General features: G+C 71.9%; 9 protein-coding genes and 1 rRNA gene. 5 read left to right on the top strand and 5 right to left on the bottom strand.

Annotated features, from left to right (window positions below):
* The first annotated feature begins 154 nt into the window (after nt 1-154).
* Nucleotides 155-3,748 carry a transcription-repair coupling factor gene (gene mfd / locus ACIBFB_RS14210; protein ID WP_397230000.1) on the top strand — a complete coding sequence of 1,198 codons (3,594 nt, stop codon included), beginning with the start codon at nt 155-157 and terminating at the stop codon, nt 3,746-3,748.
* Nucleotides 3,749-3,934: 186 nt separating this feature from the next.
* Here mfd and ACIBFB_RS14205 read toward each other — a convergent pair whose 3' ends face one another.
* Nucleotides 3,935-5,578: a DUF6350 family protein gene (locus ACIBFB_RS14205; RefSeq protein WP_397229998.1), complete on the bottom strand. Its 1,644-nt coding sequence runs from the start codon at nt 5,576-5,578 to the stop codon at nt 3,935-3,937.
* A 300-nt stretch (nt 5,579-5,878) separates the two neighbouring features.
* On the opposite strand from ACIBFB_RS14205, the gene ACIBFB_RS14200 reads away from it, so the two are divergent.
* Entirely contained in the window at nt 5,879-6,394 is a 516-nt protein-coding gene (locus ACIBFB_RS14200) for a DUF1707 domain-containing protein (protein ID WP_397229996.1), read from the top strand.
* A gap of 50 nt (nt 6,395-6,444) precedes the next feature.
* Here ACIBFB_RS14200 and sucD read toward each other — a convergent pair whose 3' ends face one another.
* The 3 genes from sucD to ACIBFB_RS14185 form a co-directional block, all read right to left on the bottom strand.
* The gene (sucD, locus tag ACIBFB_RS14195; protein WP_397229994.1) at nt 6,445-7,323 is read right to left on the bottom strand and encodes a succinate--CoA ligase subunit alpha; all 879 of its coding nucleotides are present in this window, start codon (nt 7,321-7,323) and stop codon (nt 6,445-6,447) included.
* Nucleotides 7,324-7,336: 13 nt separating this feature from the next.
* A complete protein-coding gene (gene sucC, locus ACIBFB_RS14190; RefSeq protein WP_397229992.1) occupies nt 7,337-8,518 on the bottom strand; it encodes an ADP-forming succinate--CoA ligase subunit beta in 1,182 nt (393 codons plus the stop codon).
* 336 nt (nt 8,519-8,854) lie between these two features.
* A complete protein-coding gene (locus tag ACIBFB_RS14185; RefSeq protein WP_397229990.1) occupies nt 8,855-9,256 on the bottom strand; it encodes a cobalamin B12-binding domain-containing protein in 402 nt (133 codons plus the stop codon).
* A gap of 64 nt (nt 9,257-9,320) precedes the next feature.
* On the opposite strand from ACIBFB_RS14185, the gene ACIBFB_RS14180 reads away from it, so the two are divergent.
* Genes ACIBFB_RS14180 through ACIBFB_RS14170 form a run of 3 tightly spaced genes read left to right on the top strand, consistent with a single transcriptional unit; the run spans nt 9,321 to nt 11,613 of the window.
* On the top strand, nt 9,321-9,602 hold the full coding sequence (locus ACIBFB_RS14180) for a hypothetical protein (RefSeq protein ID WP_397229988.1): 282 nt from the start codon (nt 9,321-9,323) through the stop codon (nt 9,600-9,602).
* A 50-nt stretch (nt 9,603-9,652) separates the two neighbouring features.
* The gene (locus tag ACIBFB_RS14175) at nt 9,653-11,068 is read left to right on the top strand and encodes an AlkA N-terminal domain-containing protein (RefSeq protein ID WP_397229986.1); all 1,416 of its coding nucleotides are present in this window, start codon (nt 9,653-9,655) and stop codon (nt 11,066-11,068) included.
* A complete protein-coding gene (locus ACIBFB_RS14170) occupies nt 11,065-11,613 on the top strand; it encodes a methylated-DNA--[protein]-cysteine S-methyltransferase (protein WP_397229984.1) in 549 nt (182 codons plus the stop codon). Before ACIBFB_RS14175 ends, ACIBFB_RS14170 begins: the two co-directional genes overlap by 4 nt.
* Before the next feature lie 1,811 nt (nt 11,614-13,424).
* On the opposite strand, the gene rrf is transcribed toward ACIBFB_RS14170, so the two are convergent.
* Nucleotides 13,425-13,540 (bottom strand): 5S ribosomal RNA (gene rrf, locus ACIBFB_RS14165).
* Nucleotides 13,541-13,645: the final 105 nt, after the last annotated feature.

The following is a 13,645-nucleotide window of genomic DNA, read 5'->3' as shown; positions in this document are numbered from 1 at the left end:
CGCGCGCCCGCGGCCGCCGTCCACGGCCGACCGCGCGAAGCCGGGGGAGTCGCTAGGCTGAGAGGAACCGGGCGGCCGTTCACGACATTGCCGCCCTCCACCGTGCAGGCCGCGACCACCGCCTGATCCGGACCACTCCCATCTCCTTGGTGCTATGAGCCTCATTGGACTTCTCGCCGACGTCTGCAAGGACCCGGCGCTGCACAGCGCGATCGAGGCCGCCCGCGGCGGCCACGATCCCCACACCGACCTCATCGCCCCCGCGGCGCTGCGCCCCTTCATGGTGGGCGCACTGGCCGCCGACGCCCCCGTCGGCGCCGGACGGCCGGTCCTGGCCATCACCGCCACCGAGCGGGAGGCCACCGACCTCACCGACGCCCTCGGCTCCCTGCTGCCCGCCGACACGGTCGCGCACTTCCCCGCGTGGGAGACCCTGCCGCACGAGCGCCTGTCCCCCCGCTCCGACACCGTCGGCCAGCGCCTGGCCGTGCTGCGCCGCCTCGCCCACCCCGACCCCGCCGACCCCCTCACCGCCCCGCTGCGGGTGGTCGTGGCGCCGGTGCGCAGCGTCCTCCAGCCGCTCGTGGGCGGCCTGGGCGACCTGGAACCGGTGCGGATCCGCCCCGGCGACGAAGCGCCCCTGGAGGAGGTGGTCGACGCCCTGGCCATGACCGGCTACGCCCGTGTCGACCTGGTCGAGAAGCGCGGCGACATGGCCGTGCGCGGCGGCATCCTGGACGTCTTCCCGCCCACCGAGGAACACCCGCTGCGACTGGAGTTCTGGGGCGACACCGTCGAGGACATCCGCTACTTCCAGGTCGCCGACCAGCGCTCCATCCAGCCGTCCGAGGGCGGCGCCCCCGGCTCCGACGCCGCCTCCGGCCTGTTCGCTCCGCCCTGCCGCGAACTCCTGCTCACCGACACCGTCCGCGGACGCGCCCGCGCCCTGGCCGCCGAACACCCCTCCCTGGCCGAGATCCTCACCAGGATCGCCGACGGCGTCACGGTCGAGGGCATGGAGGCGTTCGCTCCCGTGCTCGCCGACCGCATGGAGCCGTTCTTCTCCTACCTGCCCGAGGGCGCGCTCGTCGTCGGCTGCGACCCCGAGCGCATCCGCACCCGCGCCGTCGAGCTGGAGGCCACCAGCGCCGAGTTCCTCGACGCCTCTTGGATCAACGCCGCCTCCGGCGGGGAGGCCCCCATCGACCTCGGCGACTCGGCGTACATGTCCATCGCGGACCTGCGCGCCACCGCCGCGGAACTGGGCCTGCCCTGGTGGGGGCTGACCCCGTTCGGCGCCGACGGCCACGGCGCCGCCGAGGAGGACCACGCCGTCGTCGTGGGCGCCGTGCCCGCCGAGTCCTACCGGGGCGACACCGAACGCGCCCTGGCCGACGTCAAGGGCTGGCTGCACGACGACTGGAGCGTCGTCATGGTCACGCAGGGCCACGGCCCCGCCGAACGGCTCGTGGCGATGCTGCGCGACGCGGGCCTGGGCGCCACCCTGGCCGCCGACCTCGCCGAACCGCCCGCGTCCGCCGTGGCCACCGTGACCACCGGCCTGGTCGACCACGGGTTCCTGCTCAGGTCGGTGCGCACCGTCGTGCTCACCGAGACCGACCTGGTCGGCCAGAAGTCCTCCACCCGCGACATGCGCAGGATGCCCAGTCGGCGGCGCGGCACGGTCGACCCGCTCCAGCTCAAACCCGGCGACTACGTCGTGCACGAACAGCACGGTGTGGGCCGCTACCTGGAGATGGTCAGCCGCCAGGTACAGGGCGCCACCCGCGACTACCTGCTCATCGAGTACGCGCCGTCCAAACGCGGCCAACCCGGCGACCGCCTGTTCGTGCCCACCGAGCAGCTGGGCGAGGTCACCCGGTACGTCGGCGGCGAGGCGCCGACGCTGTCCAAGATGGGCGGCGCCGAGTGGAGCAAGGCCAAGAGCCGCGCCCGCAAGGTGGTGCGCGAGATCGCCGGCGACCTCATCCGGCTCTACTCCGCCCGCCAGGCCTCCCCCGGCCACGCGTTCGGCCCGGACACCCCGTGGCAGCGGGAGCTGGAGGACGCGTTCCCCTACGTGGAGACGCCCGACCAGCTCGCCGCGATCGACGAGGTCAAGAAGGACATGGGCCGCTCGGTCCCGATGGACCGGCTGATCTGCGGCGACGTCGGCTACGGCAAGACCGAGGTCGCCGTGCGCGCCGCGTTCAAGGCGGTCCAGGACGGCAAACAGGTCGCCCTGCTGGTGCCGACCACCCTGCTGGTCCAGCAGCACCTGTCCACGTTCACCGAGCGGTACGCGTCCTTCCCGGTCACGGTCAAGCCGATGTCGCGGTTCCAGACCGACGCCGAGGTGGAGCTGACCCGCGAGGGGCTGCGCAGCGGCGAGGTCGACGTGGTCATCGGCACGCACCGGCTGCTGTCGGCCGAGACCCGGTTCAAGGACCTGGGCCTGGTCATCATCGACGAGGAGCAGCGCTTCGGCGTCGAGCACAAGGAGTCGCTCAAACGGCTGCGCACCCAGGTCGACGTGCTCGCCATGTCGGCCACCCCGATCCCGCGAACGCTGGAGATGGGCCTCACCGGCATCCGGGAGATGACCACCATCCTCACTCCGCCGGAGGAGCGCCACCCGGTGCTCACCTTCGTCGGCCCCTACGAGGACAAGCAGATCACCGCGGCCATCCGCCGCGAGCTGATGCGCGAAGGACAGGTGTTCTTCGTGCACAACCGGGTGGCCTCCATCGACAAGGTCGCGGCGTCCATCCAGCGCCTGGTGCCCGAGGCCCGCGTGGCCTACGCGCACGGCCAGATGAACGAGCAGCAGCTCGAGAAGGTGATGGTCGACTTCTGGGAGAAGAACTTCGACGTGCTGGTCTCCACGACCATCGTCGAGTCCGGCCTGGACGTGCCCAACGCCAACACCCTCATCATCGACCGCGCCGACACCTACGGCCTGTCCCAGCTGCACCAGCTGCGCGGCCGGGTCGGCCGGGGCCGTGAGCGCGCCTACGCCTACTTCCTCTACCCGCCGGAGAAGCCGCTCACCGAGACCGCCTACGAGCGGCTGGCCACGGTCGCCCAGCACACCGAGACCGGTGCGGGCATGTACGTGGCGATGAAGGACCTGGAGATCCGCGGCGCGGGCAACATCCTGGGCGCCGAGCAGTCCGGGACCATCGCCGGGGTCGGCTTCGACCTGTACGTGCGCATGGTCGGCGAGGCCGTCGCCGAGCTCAAGGGCGACCCGGACGCGGCCGAGGAGGTCGAGACCCGCGTCGAGCTGCCCATCAACGCGCACATCCCGCACGACTACGTGCCGGGCGAGCGGCTGCGCCTGCAGTCCTACAAGCGCATCGCCAGCGTCACCTGCGAGGAGGACATCCTCGCCGCGTACGAGGAGCTCACCGACCGGTACGGGACCCCGCCCGAGCCGGTGGACAACCTCATGGCCGTGGCGCGGTTCCGGGTGCTGGCCAAGTCGGCGGGCCTGTCCGACGTGGTCCTGCAGGGCAACCAGATCCGCTTCGCCCCGGTGGAGCTGCGCGAGTCGCAGGAACTGCGGCTGCGCCGGATGTACCCCAAGTCCGTGCGCAAGGAGGCGACCAGGACGCTGCTCGTGCCGGTGCCCAAGGCGGGCGGAATCGGCGGCAAGCCGCTGCGCGACCTGGAGCTGCTCGCGTGGTGCACGGAGCTGGTCAACGCGATCTTCGAACCCTCCAGGAAGACCGCCGCCAAGGGCTGACCTCCCGTCCCGGGTCCCGCCGCACGCGGCGGGACCCGGTTCCGCTCCCAGGGGCCGTGCGGCGCGAGACGGGCGGGTCGGCGTCATCGGCTGGGGGCGGAACGCTCCACCACGGCCCCCTCCCGGGTCCGGGCGTCGGCCCGGTCCGGACGAGGGACGCGCACCCGCGGCGCCCCGCCCCGGCGGTCAGGGAGCGTCGACCTCCTCCGACGAGGCCTCGTAGCTGATCCCGTACAACTCCTCGGACTCCTCGTCGCGGTGTCGGCGGCGTCCGCGGCGCTTCTCCGCCTTCCGCGCACGCCGCTCCTCCCCGCGCTGGGCGCGCAGCTCGGCGCGGGCCTCCCGACGCGCGGCGCGCTCGGCCCGCTTCGCACGCTTGGCCCTCTCCCGGACCCGTTGCCGCTCGGTGAAGCGCTCCGCCTCGGACGGCTCCCGCTCCGCGGGCTCGTCCTCCCCGTCCTCGCGCGGGCGCAGCGGCGTCACCGTGGCCAGCCCCTCGCCGACCGGCACGGGCTCGGGCAGCTCCGGCTCGGCCCCGCCGGTCCCCGTCTTCTCCGGGACCTCGGCCGCCGCCGCGACCGCCAGGCGCATCCGGCGCGTGTACCACCAGTTGGCGATCCACGCCGCGATCGCCGCCGCCACCCCGACCTCCAGCGCCGCGACCAGCCCCACCTGCCACGAGGAGGGGCCGATGTCGGTCAGCCGCTCCGCCCCGAGGGAACCGCCCGCCAGCTCGCCCAGCGCCGCGCACACCATCCCCGTGGTCACACCGCACACGAACCCCCACAGTGGCGCCGCCTCGCTGACCACGTCCGGCGCGCTGCGCTGGGTCAGCACACCGCCGACCGCGCCCGCCGCGAACGGGACGGCCAGCGCCGCCAGCGACACCACGGGCGCGGCGCCGTTGGCGGGGAGGGCGGCCAGTATCGGGAACATCGGCAGCGGGCCGACGGAGACACCGGTCGGCGCCACGATCGTCGCCGCGCCCATCGTGAACCCCGGCCCGAGCGCGTAGCAGACGGCGAAGACCACCGCGTTGGGCAGGTACGCGAGCTGGACGAGCAGGAGCAGCGCCCCGCCGACCACCCCGGGTGCGAGCGCCCGGGTCGCCTCGACCGCCTCGGGCAGGTTGGCCGCGAGCGCCGCCAGGAACAGCAGGAGCCCGCCCAGGAGCAGGGAACCGGTGGCGGCTCCCATTCCCACCAGGAGGGAGCGCGCACGCCCCGGCATGAGCCCCAGCAGGGCTCGCACCGCCACCCCCCGTTCACGCATCATCTGGCGCAGCGCGCCGAGCCCCCCGGACAGGAAGGCGATGACGAACCCCATCACCAGCGCGCGCGGCATGCTGGGCTCCACCGCGTCGGTGCGCGCCAGCAGCGCGAGCGTGCCCGCGATCGCCGCGTAGGGCCCGGCGATCGCCAGCGCCGCCCGGTGGACGTGCCTCAGCCGCCCGATCTCGCAGCTGCGCGCCAGCCACCGCCCCGACCGGTACAGGAGCAGGGCGGGGATGAGGACCAGCCCGATCGGCAGCAGCCCGAACTGGCCGTCCTGGATGGTGAAGGAGACGTGGTGGCCCACGAGCCAGGCGAGCACCGCCCCCTGGAGGAGTTCGACGATCTCCTCGCCGAACGGCGCGTGCGGCGCGGCCACCCAGCCGGCGATGGTGAGCGTCACGATGACCGCGAGGCCGCTGCCCGCCGCGGTGGCGGCGGCGATCCCGCCGGTCGGGTAGAGCGGCCGAGGCCCGTGGGAGGGTTCCCTGGGTGGGTCGGCCGGCGTGCCGCTCGGCCGTTTCCGACCGCGGTCAGGGGGAGATCCTGGCGTACTCACCCGACTTATGCTGCCAGGCACCGGAATGCTCCGGGGTATCCCGGCCGCGCGTGTCGTGGGTGAACCGGAACCCGATGGCCCGGACGGGCGTCCCAGAGGCAGGGGCGGGACACGCCCCCGCGCTCGGAGGCTCCCGCACCCGGTCCCGGCTCCGGTAGGAGGCGCGGGGACAGAGCGGTCCCCGCGGCCGTGACGGTCCGGTCGGCGGACGCGGCGCCCGTCGGCGGCGGTGCAGGGAGCGCAGGGCATGTGATAGACCGCACGGACGACCTCCCTCCCACGCACCCCGAAGGAACCCCCATGACCGGCCCCGACCACGGCTACCGACTGTCCGACGACGAGCGCGACGAGGCCCTGGAACGGCTGCGGACGGCGCTCTCGGAGGGGCGGCTGGACTTCGACGAGCACGAGTCCCGATCCACCACCGCCCTGAACGCGGTCACCACCGCCGACCTGGCACCGCTCTTCGACGACCTCCCCCCGCGCCTGCGTCCCACGACCCTGACGCACCCGGAGACGCCGCCCGCGGACCTGGCACCCGCCGAACCGGCGGCGCAGGCCCCGGCCGTGCCCGCGGCCGACGACGGACGGGAGGGCAACCGGGCGACCGGCCCGCTCATCTGGGGCGGGTTCCTCTTCGTGCTGTGGGGGCTGCCCGCGATCATCAGCGGGAACCAGTACGCCATCATCGGCTGGCTGGCCTTCTTCGCACTCGTCGTCGTCCCCGGCGTGGCCGTGGCCACCACGCGCGAAATCCGAGCGAGGAGGACCCGCCGCGAACTCGGGGGCGGGCGCGGCCAGATCGAGGGCGAATGAGGAACGGCCCCGCCCCCACACCGGGGACGGGGCCGTGACGGCGCGGTGTCCTAGAACAGCTCGCGCACCAGCTTGGCGGTCTCGCTGGGGGTCTTGCCGACCTTGACGCCGACGGCCTCCAGGGCCTCCTTCTTGGCGGCGGCGGTGCCGGAGGAGCCCGACACGATCGCGCCCGCGTGACCCATGGTCTTGCCCTCGGGGGCGGTGAACCCGGCCACGTAGCCGACGACCGGCTTGGACACGTTCTCCTTGATGAAGTCGGCGGCACGCTCCTCGGCGTCGCCGCCGATCTCGCCGATCATCACGATCACGTCGGTGTCGGGGTCGGCCTCGAACGCGGCGAGCGCGTCGATGTGCGTGGTCCCGATGATCGGGTCGCCGCCGATGCCCACGGCCGAGGAGAAGCCGATGTCGCGCAGCTCGTACATCATCTGGTAGGTCAGCGTCCCGGACTTGGACACCAGCCCGATCCGGCCCGGCTTGGTGATGTCGGCCGGGATGATGCCCGCGTTGGACTGGCCCGGCGTGATCAGACCCGGGCAGTTCGGGCCGATGATCCGCGTCTTGTTGCCCTTGGCGCCCGCGTGCGCCCAGAACGCGGCGGTGTCGTGCACGGGGATGCCCTCGGTGATCACGACGGCCAGGCCGATGCCGGCGTCGATCGCCTCGACGACCGCGCCCTTGCAGAACTTGGGCGGGACGAAGATGACGGTGACGTCGGCGCCCGTGGCCTCCATGCCCTCGGCCACGGAGCCGAAGACCGGGACGTCGGTGCCGTCGAAGTCGACGCTCTGCCCGGCCTTGCGCGGGTTGACGCCGCCGACGATGTTGGTGCCCGACGCGAGCATGCGGCGGGTGTGCTTGGTGCCCTCAGAGCCGGTCATGCCCTGGACCAGCACCTTGCTGTCCTTGCTCAGGAAGATAGCCATGGTGTCCGTTCCCCTACTTCGCCGCGAGCTCGGCGGCCTGAGCGGCGGCGCCGTCCATCGTGTCGACCTGTCGCACGGCCGGGTGGGCGCGCTTGGTGAGGATCTCGCGACCCAGCTCGGCGTTGTTCCCGTCCAGTCGCACGACCAGCGGCTTGGAGACGTCCCCGCCCTGGCCCTCCAGCAGCTCCAGCGCCTGGACGATGCCGTTGGCGACGGCGTCGCAGGCGGTGATGCCGCCGAAGACGTTGACGAACACGCTCTTGACCGCCGGGTCGCCCAGGATGATCTCCAGGCCGTTGGCCATGACCTCGGCGGACGCCCCGCCGCCGATGTCCAGGAAGTTCGCGGGCTTGACGCCCCCGTGCGCCTCGCCGGCGTAGGCGACCACGTCCAGGGTGGACATGACCAGACCCGCGCCGTTGCCGATGATGCCGACCTCGCCGTCCAGCTTGACGTAGTTGAGGCCCTTCTCCTTGGCGGCGACCTCCAGCGGGTCACCCTCCTCCGGGAAGGTGAGGCTCTCCAGGTCCTGGCGGAACTCGGCGTTCTCGTCCAGGGTCACCTTGCCGTCGAGCGCGACGACACGGCCGTCCTTGGTGAGGATGAGCGGGTTGACCTCGACGAGGGTCGCGTCCTTGCCGACGAAGGCGTCCCACAGCTTGGTGACGACCTCGGCCGCGCCCTCGGCGGCGGCCTGCGGGAGCTTGCCCGCCCTGACGATCTCCGCGGCGACGTCGGCGGGAGCGCCGGTCAGCGGGTCGACGGCGATCTTGGCGACCGCGTCGGGGTTGGAGACCGCGACCTCCTCGATCTCCATGCCTCCCTCGGCGGAGCAGATCGACAGGAAGGTGCGGTTCGCGCGGTCCAGGAGGAAGGAGAAGTAGTACTCCTCCGCGATGTCGGAGGCCTCCTCGACCAGGACACGGTGGACCGTGTGGCCCTTGATGTCCATTCCGAGGATCTGCTCGGCCTTGGCCTGGGCGTCCTCGGGCCCCTCCGCGACCTTCACGCCGCCGGCCTTGCCGCGGCCGCCGGTCTTGACCTGCGCCTTGACGACGACGCGAGGCTTGCCCGCGGCGGCGAACTCCTCAGCGATGGCACGCGCCTCAGCGGCCGTGCTCGCCACCTTCCCCTGGGGTACGGGAACCCCGTACTCTGCGAAGAGTTGCTTCGCCTGGTATTCGAACAGGTCCACGAGGGTCCGTCCTTGTAACTCGCTGGCTCAAGAGTGTCTGCCGGGGTGGCCTCGTCCGGATCGGCTGCGACTCACTGATCATGTGTCACACGACGCGCAGCCTCGTGGGCTGGGTTGCTACAGAAGACGCCGGGTATCGCCACCCGCGACATGCGCAAAGCTTAGTCGCCCGAGATCTGGCCGACGGACACCGGGGGCGTGTTGCCCAGGGCCGTTCCGGCCCGATCCGCGCCCATACGGCCCCGTGAGGCACCTCTGATGGGAATTCGTGTGATCAGAGACACGAACAATCACACCGCCACGGGAGCATTCACCCCTTGGAGGATGCGACGAACATCACCCGCGCGCGGTCGCCGGACGCACGTTCTCCCGCACCCACTCGGCGATCTCCGCCGTCGGCGAGCCGGGGGTGAAGATCCGGGCGACCCCCATGCGCTCCAGCTCCCCGATGTCGGCGTCGGGGATGATGCCGCCCCCGAAGACCCGGATGTCGGTGGCGTCGTTCTCCCGAAGCAGTTCCATGACGCGGGCGAAGATGGTCATGTGGGCGCCGGAGAGCACGGACAGGCCGATGGCGTCGGCGTCCTCCTGGAGCGCCGTGGCGACGATCATCTCGGGAGTCTGCCGCAACCCGGTGTAGATGACCTCGACCCCGGCGTCGCGCAGCACCCGGGCGACGATCTTCACCCCGCGGTCATGCCCGTCCAGACCGGGCTTGGCGACGACGACCCTGGTCATGACACACCCCCCGGGAGAAGCGTAACCCAGGGATGGCGGCCACGCTCGGGGGTATCTTCCCGGCATGGGGGAGAACGGGGAGAACTTCGAACGGCTCAGCACCGAGGAACTGCGGGACCGCGCCGTGGAGCTCGCACGCGAGCGGTGGGACGTGCGCTTCTTCTGGCGCCTGCTGAGGCTGATCCCGGCGGCCGAGGCGGTCGCGGGCAACATGGAGGCGAGCGACGCCAGCGTCGCCCAGGCGTCCGGGTTCCTGTACGAGGCCCTGTCCGTGGAGAGCGACCCGAAGGTGCAGGAGGCCCTGCGCCCGGTCTACGTGGAGTACCTCAAGACGCGGGAAGGCTAATGTCCGAAAACCGCCAGCCGAGGGTCTGACGCGTCGGTGAACATGGACACATGGACGACGACCAGCGCTACCGCGCCGTGCACAGCCGCGATGCCCGATTCGACGGCGTGTTCTACACCGCGGTGCGCACGACCGGCATCTACTGCCGCCCCAGCTGCCCGGCGGTGACGCCCAAGCGGGAGAACACGAGCTTCTTCCCGTCGGCCGCCGCCGCGCAGGAGTCCGGCTACCGGGCCTGCAAGCGCTGCCGCCCCGACCGGACGCCCGGTTCCCCCGAGTGGAACCTGCGGGCCGACGTCGTGGGCCGGGCGATGCGGCTCATCCAGGACGGCGCCGTGGACCGCGGCGGAGTGGGCGCCCTCGCCTCGGCCGTCGGGTACAGCGAACGCCAGCTCAACCGCCTGTTGACCGCCGAACTGGGGGCGGGCGCCCTGGCCCTGGCCCGTACGGAGCGCGCGCAGACCGCGCGCATCCTGGTGGAGACCACCGACATGCCGCTCGCCGACGTGGCGTTCGCGTCGGGCTTCTCCAGCATCCGGCAGTTCAACGAGACGATGCGCGTGGTCTTCGACCGGACCCCCACCGATATGCGCGGGGGCGGCCCCGCGCCGGAGGGGTCGCTCACGCTCCGGCTGCCCTACCGGGAGCCGATCGGCCTGGACCGGACGCTGCGTTTCCTGGGCGACCGCGCGGTGCCCGGCGTCGAGGAGTTCCGCGACGGCGCGTACCGCCGCACGCTCTCCCTCCCGCACGGACCGGGCGTCGTCGAACTCTCCGCCGGTGACGGGCACGTCGTGTGCCGCCTCCGGCTGTCCTCCCCCAGCGACCTGATGTCCGCCGTCCGCCGGTGCCGGTGGCTGCTGGACCTGGACGCCGACCCGCGCGCGGTGTTTGAGGCGCTGCGTGACGATCCGGTCCTGGGCCCCACGGTGGCCGCGCACCCGGGCATCCGCTCCCCCGGCCACGTGGACGCCGCGGAACTGGCTGTCCGGGCGGTGCTCGGGCAGCAGGTCTCCGTACAGGCCGCCCGAACGCTGGCCGGTCGGCTCGTCGAACGGTTCGGCCAGCCGCTTCCGGAGGGCCTGGAGGACACGGGAGGCGGGCTGACCCACCTCTTCCCGACTCCGGAGACCCTGGCCGCGGTCGACCCGTCCGACCTGTCGATGCCCGTTTCGCGGGGACGTGCCCTGGTCGGCCTCTGCGCGGCGATCGCCGACGGCGGCGTCGACCTCGGTCCCGGCTGCGACCGGGAACGGACCGAGAAGGACCTCCTGGCGCTCCGCGGCATCGGCCCGTGGACCGCGAGCTACATCCGCATGCGCGGCCTGGGAGACCCCGACGTCTTCCTCGACGGGGACCTGGGGGTCCGCCAGGCACTGCGCAGCGAGCAGATCACACCGGAACAATGGAGCCCGTGGCGGTCCTACGCCACACACCTCCTGTGGGCGAGAACGGATGCGACATGAACCAGCCAACGTTGCCACTCGACGTGGAAGTACCCCGCCCGGAGGCCCCGCCTCGACTGCTCCGGCAGGAGTTCCGCGAGGCGACGGGACCGACCCGCTACGCCACCATGGACTCCCCCATCGGCGAGCTGACGCTCTTCGGCGACGCGGAGTCCCTCAGCGGGGTGTGGACCCGGGCGCAAGCCGTCCCCGAGAGCTGGGACAGGGACCAGCCCGCGTTCAAGGAGGCGATCACCCAGCTGCGGGCCTACTTCGCGGGTGACCTCCGGGAGTTCGACCTCCCGCTCGCCCCGGCCGGCACGGACTGGCAGTTGAAGGTGTGGGCCGCCCTGACCACGATCCCGTACGGCGAGACCGCCTCCTACGGCCAGCTGGCGGAGGAGCTGGGCCGTCCGACCGCCTCCCGGGCGGTCGGCATGGCCAACGGCCGCAACCCGATCAGCATCATCGTGCCGTGCCACCGTGTGATCGGGGCCGACGGGTCCCTCACCGGCTACGCGGGGGGCCTGGAGCGCAAGAGGTTCCTGCTCGCCCTGGAGTCGTAGCGCACACGCGTCGGCCCGGGAGGGGGAGTCCCTCCCGGGCCGACGCGTGTCCGCGGCGTCCGCGGGGGCCGGGCCGCGGGGGGACGCGGGGGCGGTGGCCGTCGGCCCCCTGGGGTGAAGCGGGGCGGGAAGGTTTGCGGCGGAGCCCCTGGGGTGACCGGGGTGGGAGGGTTTTCGACGGATCCCCTGTGGTCCTGTACCAGGAGGGTTCCCGGCAGTGCTGTACCGGGAGGGTTTCCGGCGGATCCCCTGTGGTGCTGTACCGGGAGGGTTTTCGGGCCGACCCCCTGTGGTTGAGCATCCGCGACGGTGACCCTCGAAACCCCCTGTGGCCAGGCGCGCGGGGGACGCCCTGCCCAACCCCCCTGGGGCTGAGCGAGCAGGGGTGCTTTGCCCAACCCCCTGTGGTCCTGTACCGGTCAGGCCTCCCCAACCCCCCTGGGGCTGAGCGGGACAGGGATGTTTTGCCCAACCCCCCTGTGGTTGGGCGGGCAGTGAGCGTGTAGACCCCCTTTCCGGTGACGGGTGTGCGGACCGGTGTGGGGCTTGGGGCCGATGTTTGCTGGACCGTCCACCCCCCGCTCCTGGGGTCGGGGGTGTCATCACTTCGGAATCACGTTCCCACGTGGTGACCGCCGCCTGCATATCTGTGGACCGCCAGCGGTGACCATAGGTGAGGGACCTCGCCCTCCGGAACGAATTCGCTGCGCGAACACGCCCTCCGGACGAGCCACACCCCCACCGGTGACCGGGGCAGTAAAACACCACACCCAACCCCCAGTGGACCCGAGAACAGGACCACCCAACCCCCCAGTAGCTGGCCGATGAGGGACAGTGACCCTCTACCCCCCGAGGGGTTGAGCGCCCGGGAACGGTGACCCTCGAACCCCCCTGTGGCTGGGCCGGGCGGGGAGGGATTCCGGCCACCCGCCCGTCGGTGGCCGACATCGCGCGCCGATCGGCCTGACCGGCCGCCGTCCCATCTGACCCCCGGGTCACCGAGAGCCCGCCCGGGGCCTTGTGTTGCGGGGGTCGGGGGTGACCGTCCCTGGTCGGCCAACCACAGGGGGTCGGACAGAGCGCGTGCTCGCTCCGGGGCGCCGAAGGGGGGTTGGGTCGACTGGTTCTCGGGTCCATAGGGGGTTGGGTGTGGTGTTCTACCGCCCCGGTCACCGGTGGGGGTGTGGCTCGTCCGGAGGGCGTGTTCGCGCAGCGAATTCGTTCCGGAGGGCGAGGTCCCTCACCTACCGTCACCCCGGACGGTCCACAGATATGCAGAAGGCGGCCACCACGTGGGAACGTGATTCCGAAGTGATGACACCCCCGGCCCCAGGAGCGGGGGGTGGACGGTCCAGCAAACACCCGCCCCAAGCCCCACACAGGTCCGCACACCCGTCACCGGAAAGGGGGTCTACACCCTCCCCGCCCGCCCAACCACAGGGGGGTTAGGGAGGTCCGACTGGTACAGGACCACAGGGGGGTTGGGCAAAGCACTCCCGCCCGTCCAGCCACAGGGGGGTTGGGGAGGCCTGACCGGTACAGGACCACAGGGGGGTTGGGCAAAGCACCCCTGCTCGCTCAGCCCCAGGGGGGTTGGGCAGAGCGTCCCCCGCGCGCTTGGCCACAGGGGGTTCGAGGGTCACCGTCGCGGATGCTCAACCACAGGGGGTCGGCCCGCAAACCCTCCCGCTACAGCACCACAGGGCCCCAAAGGTCACCACCCCCAACCGCTCGACCACACCCCAACCACCATCACACCCGTACAACAAAAAAAGGGGGGCCGCCCCATGGGCGACCCCCTCCAAGAAAAACCGTGGCAGCGACCTACTCTCCCACCCCACCACAGGGCAGTACCATCAGCGCAAAAGGACTTAACGACCGGGTTCGGAATGTAACCGGGTGTAACCCCCCCGCCATAACCACCACGGAAACCATGATGTGAACAAATGTGCGCGAACATCCAATTACCTGCAGCGGACAAGCCCTCGGCCTATTAGTACCGGTCAGCTCCACCCCTCACAAGGCTTCCACA

The organism is Nocardiopsis sp. NPDC050513 (assembly GCF_044457925.1).
In the GTDB taxonomy this organism is placed as follows: Bacteria; Actinomycetota; Actinomycetes; order Streptosporangiales; family Streptosporangiaceae; genus Nocardiopsis.
This window is presented reverse-complemented; position numbering and strand designations above follow the sequence as displayed.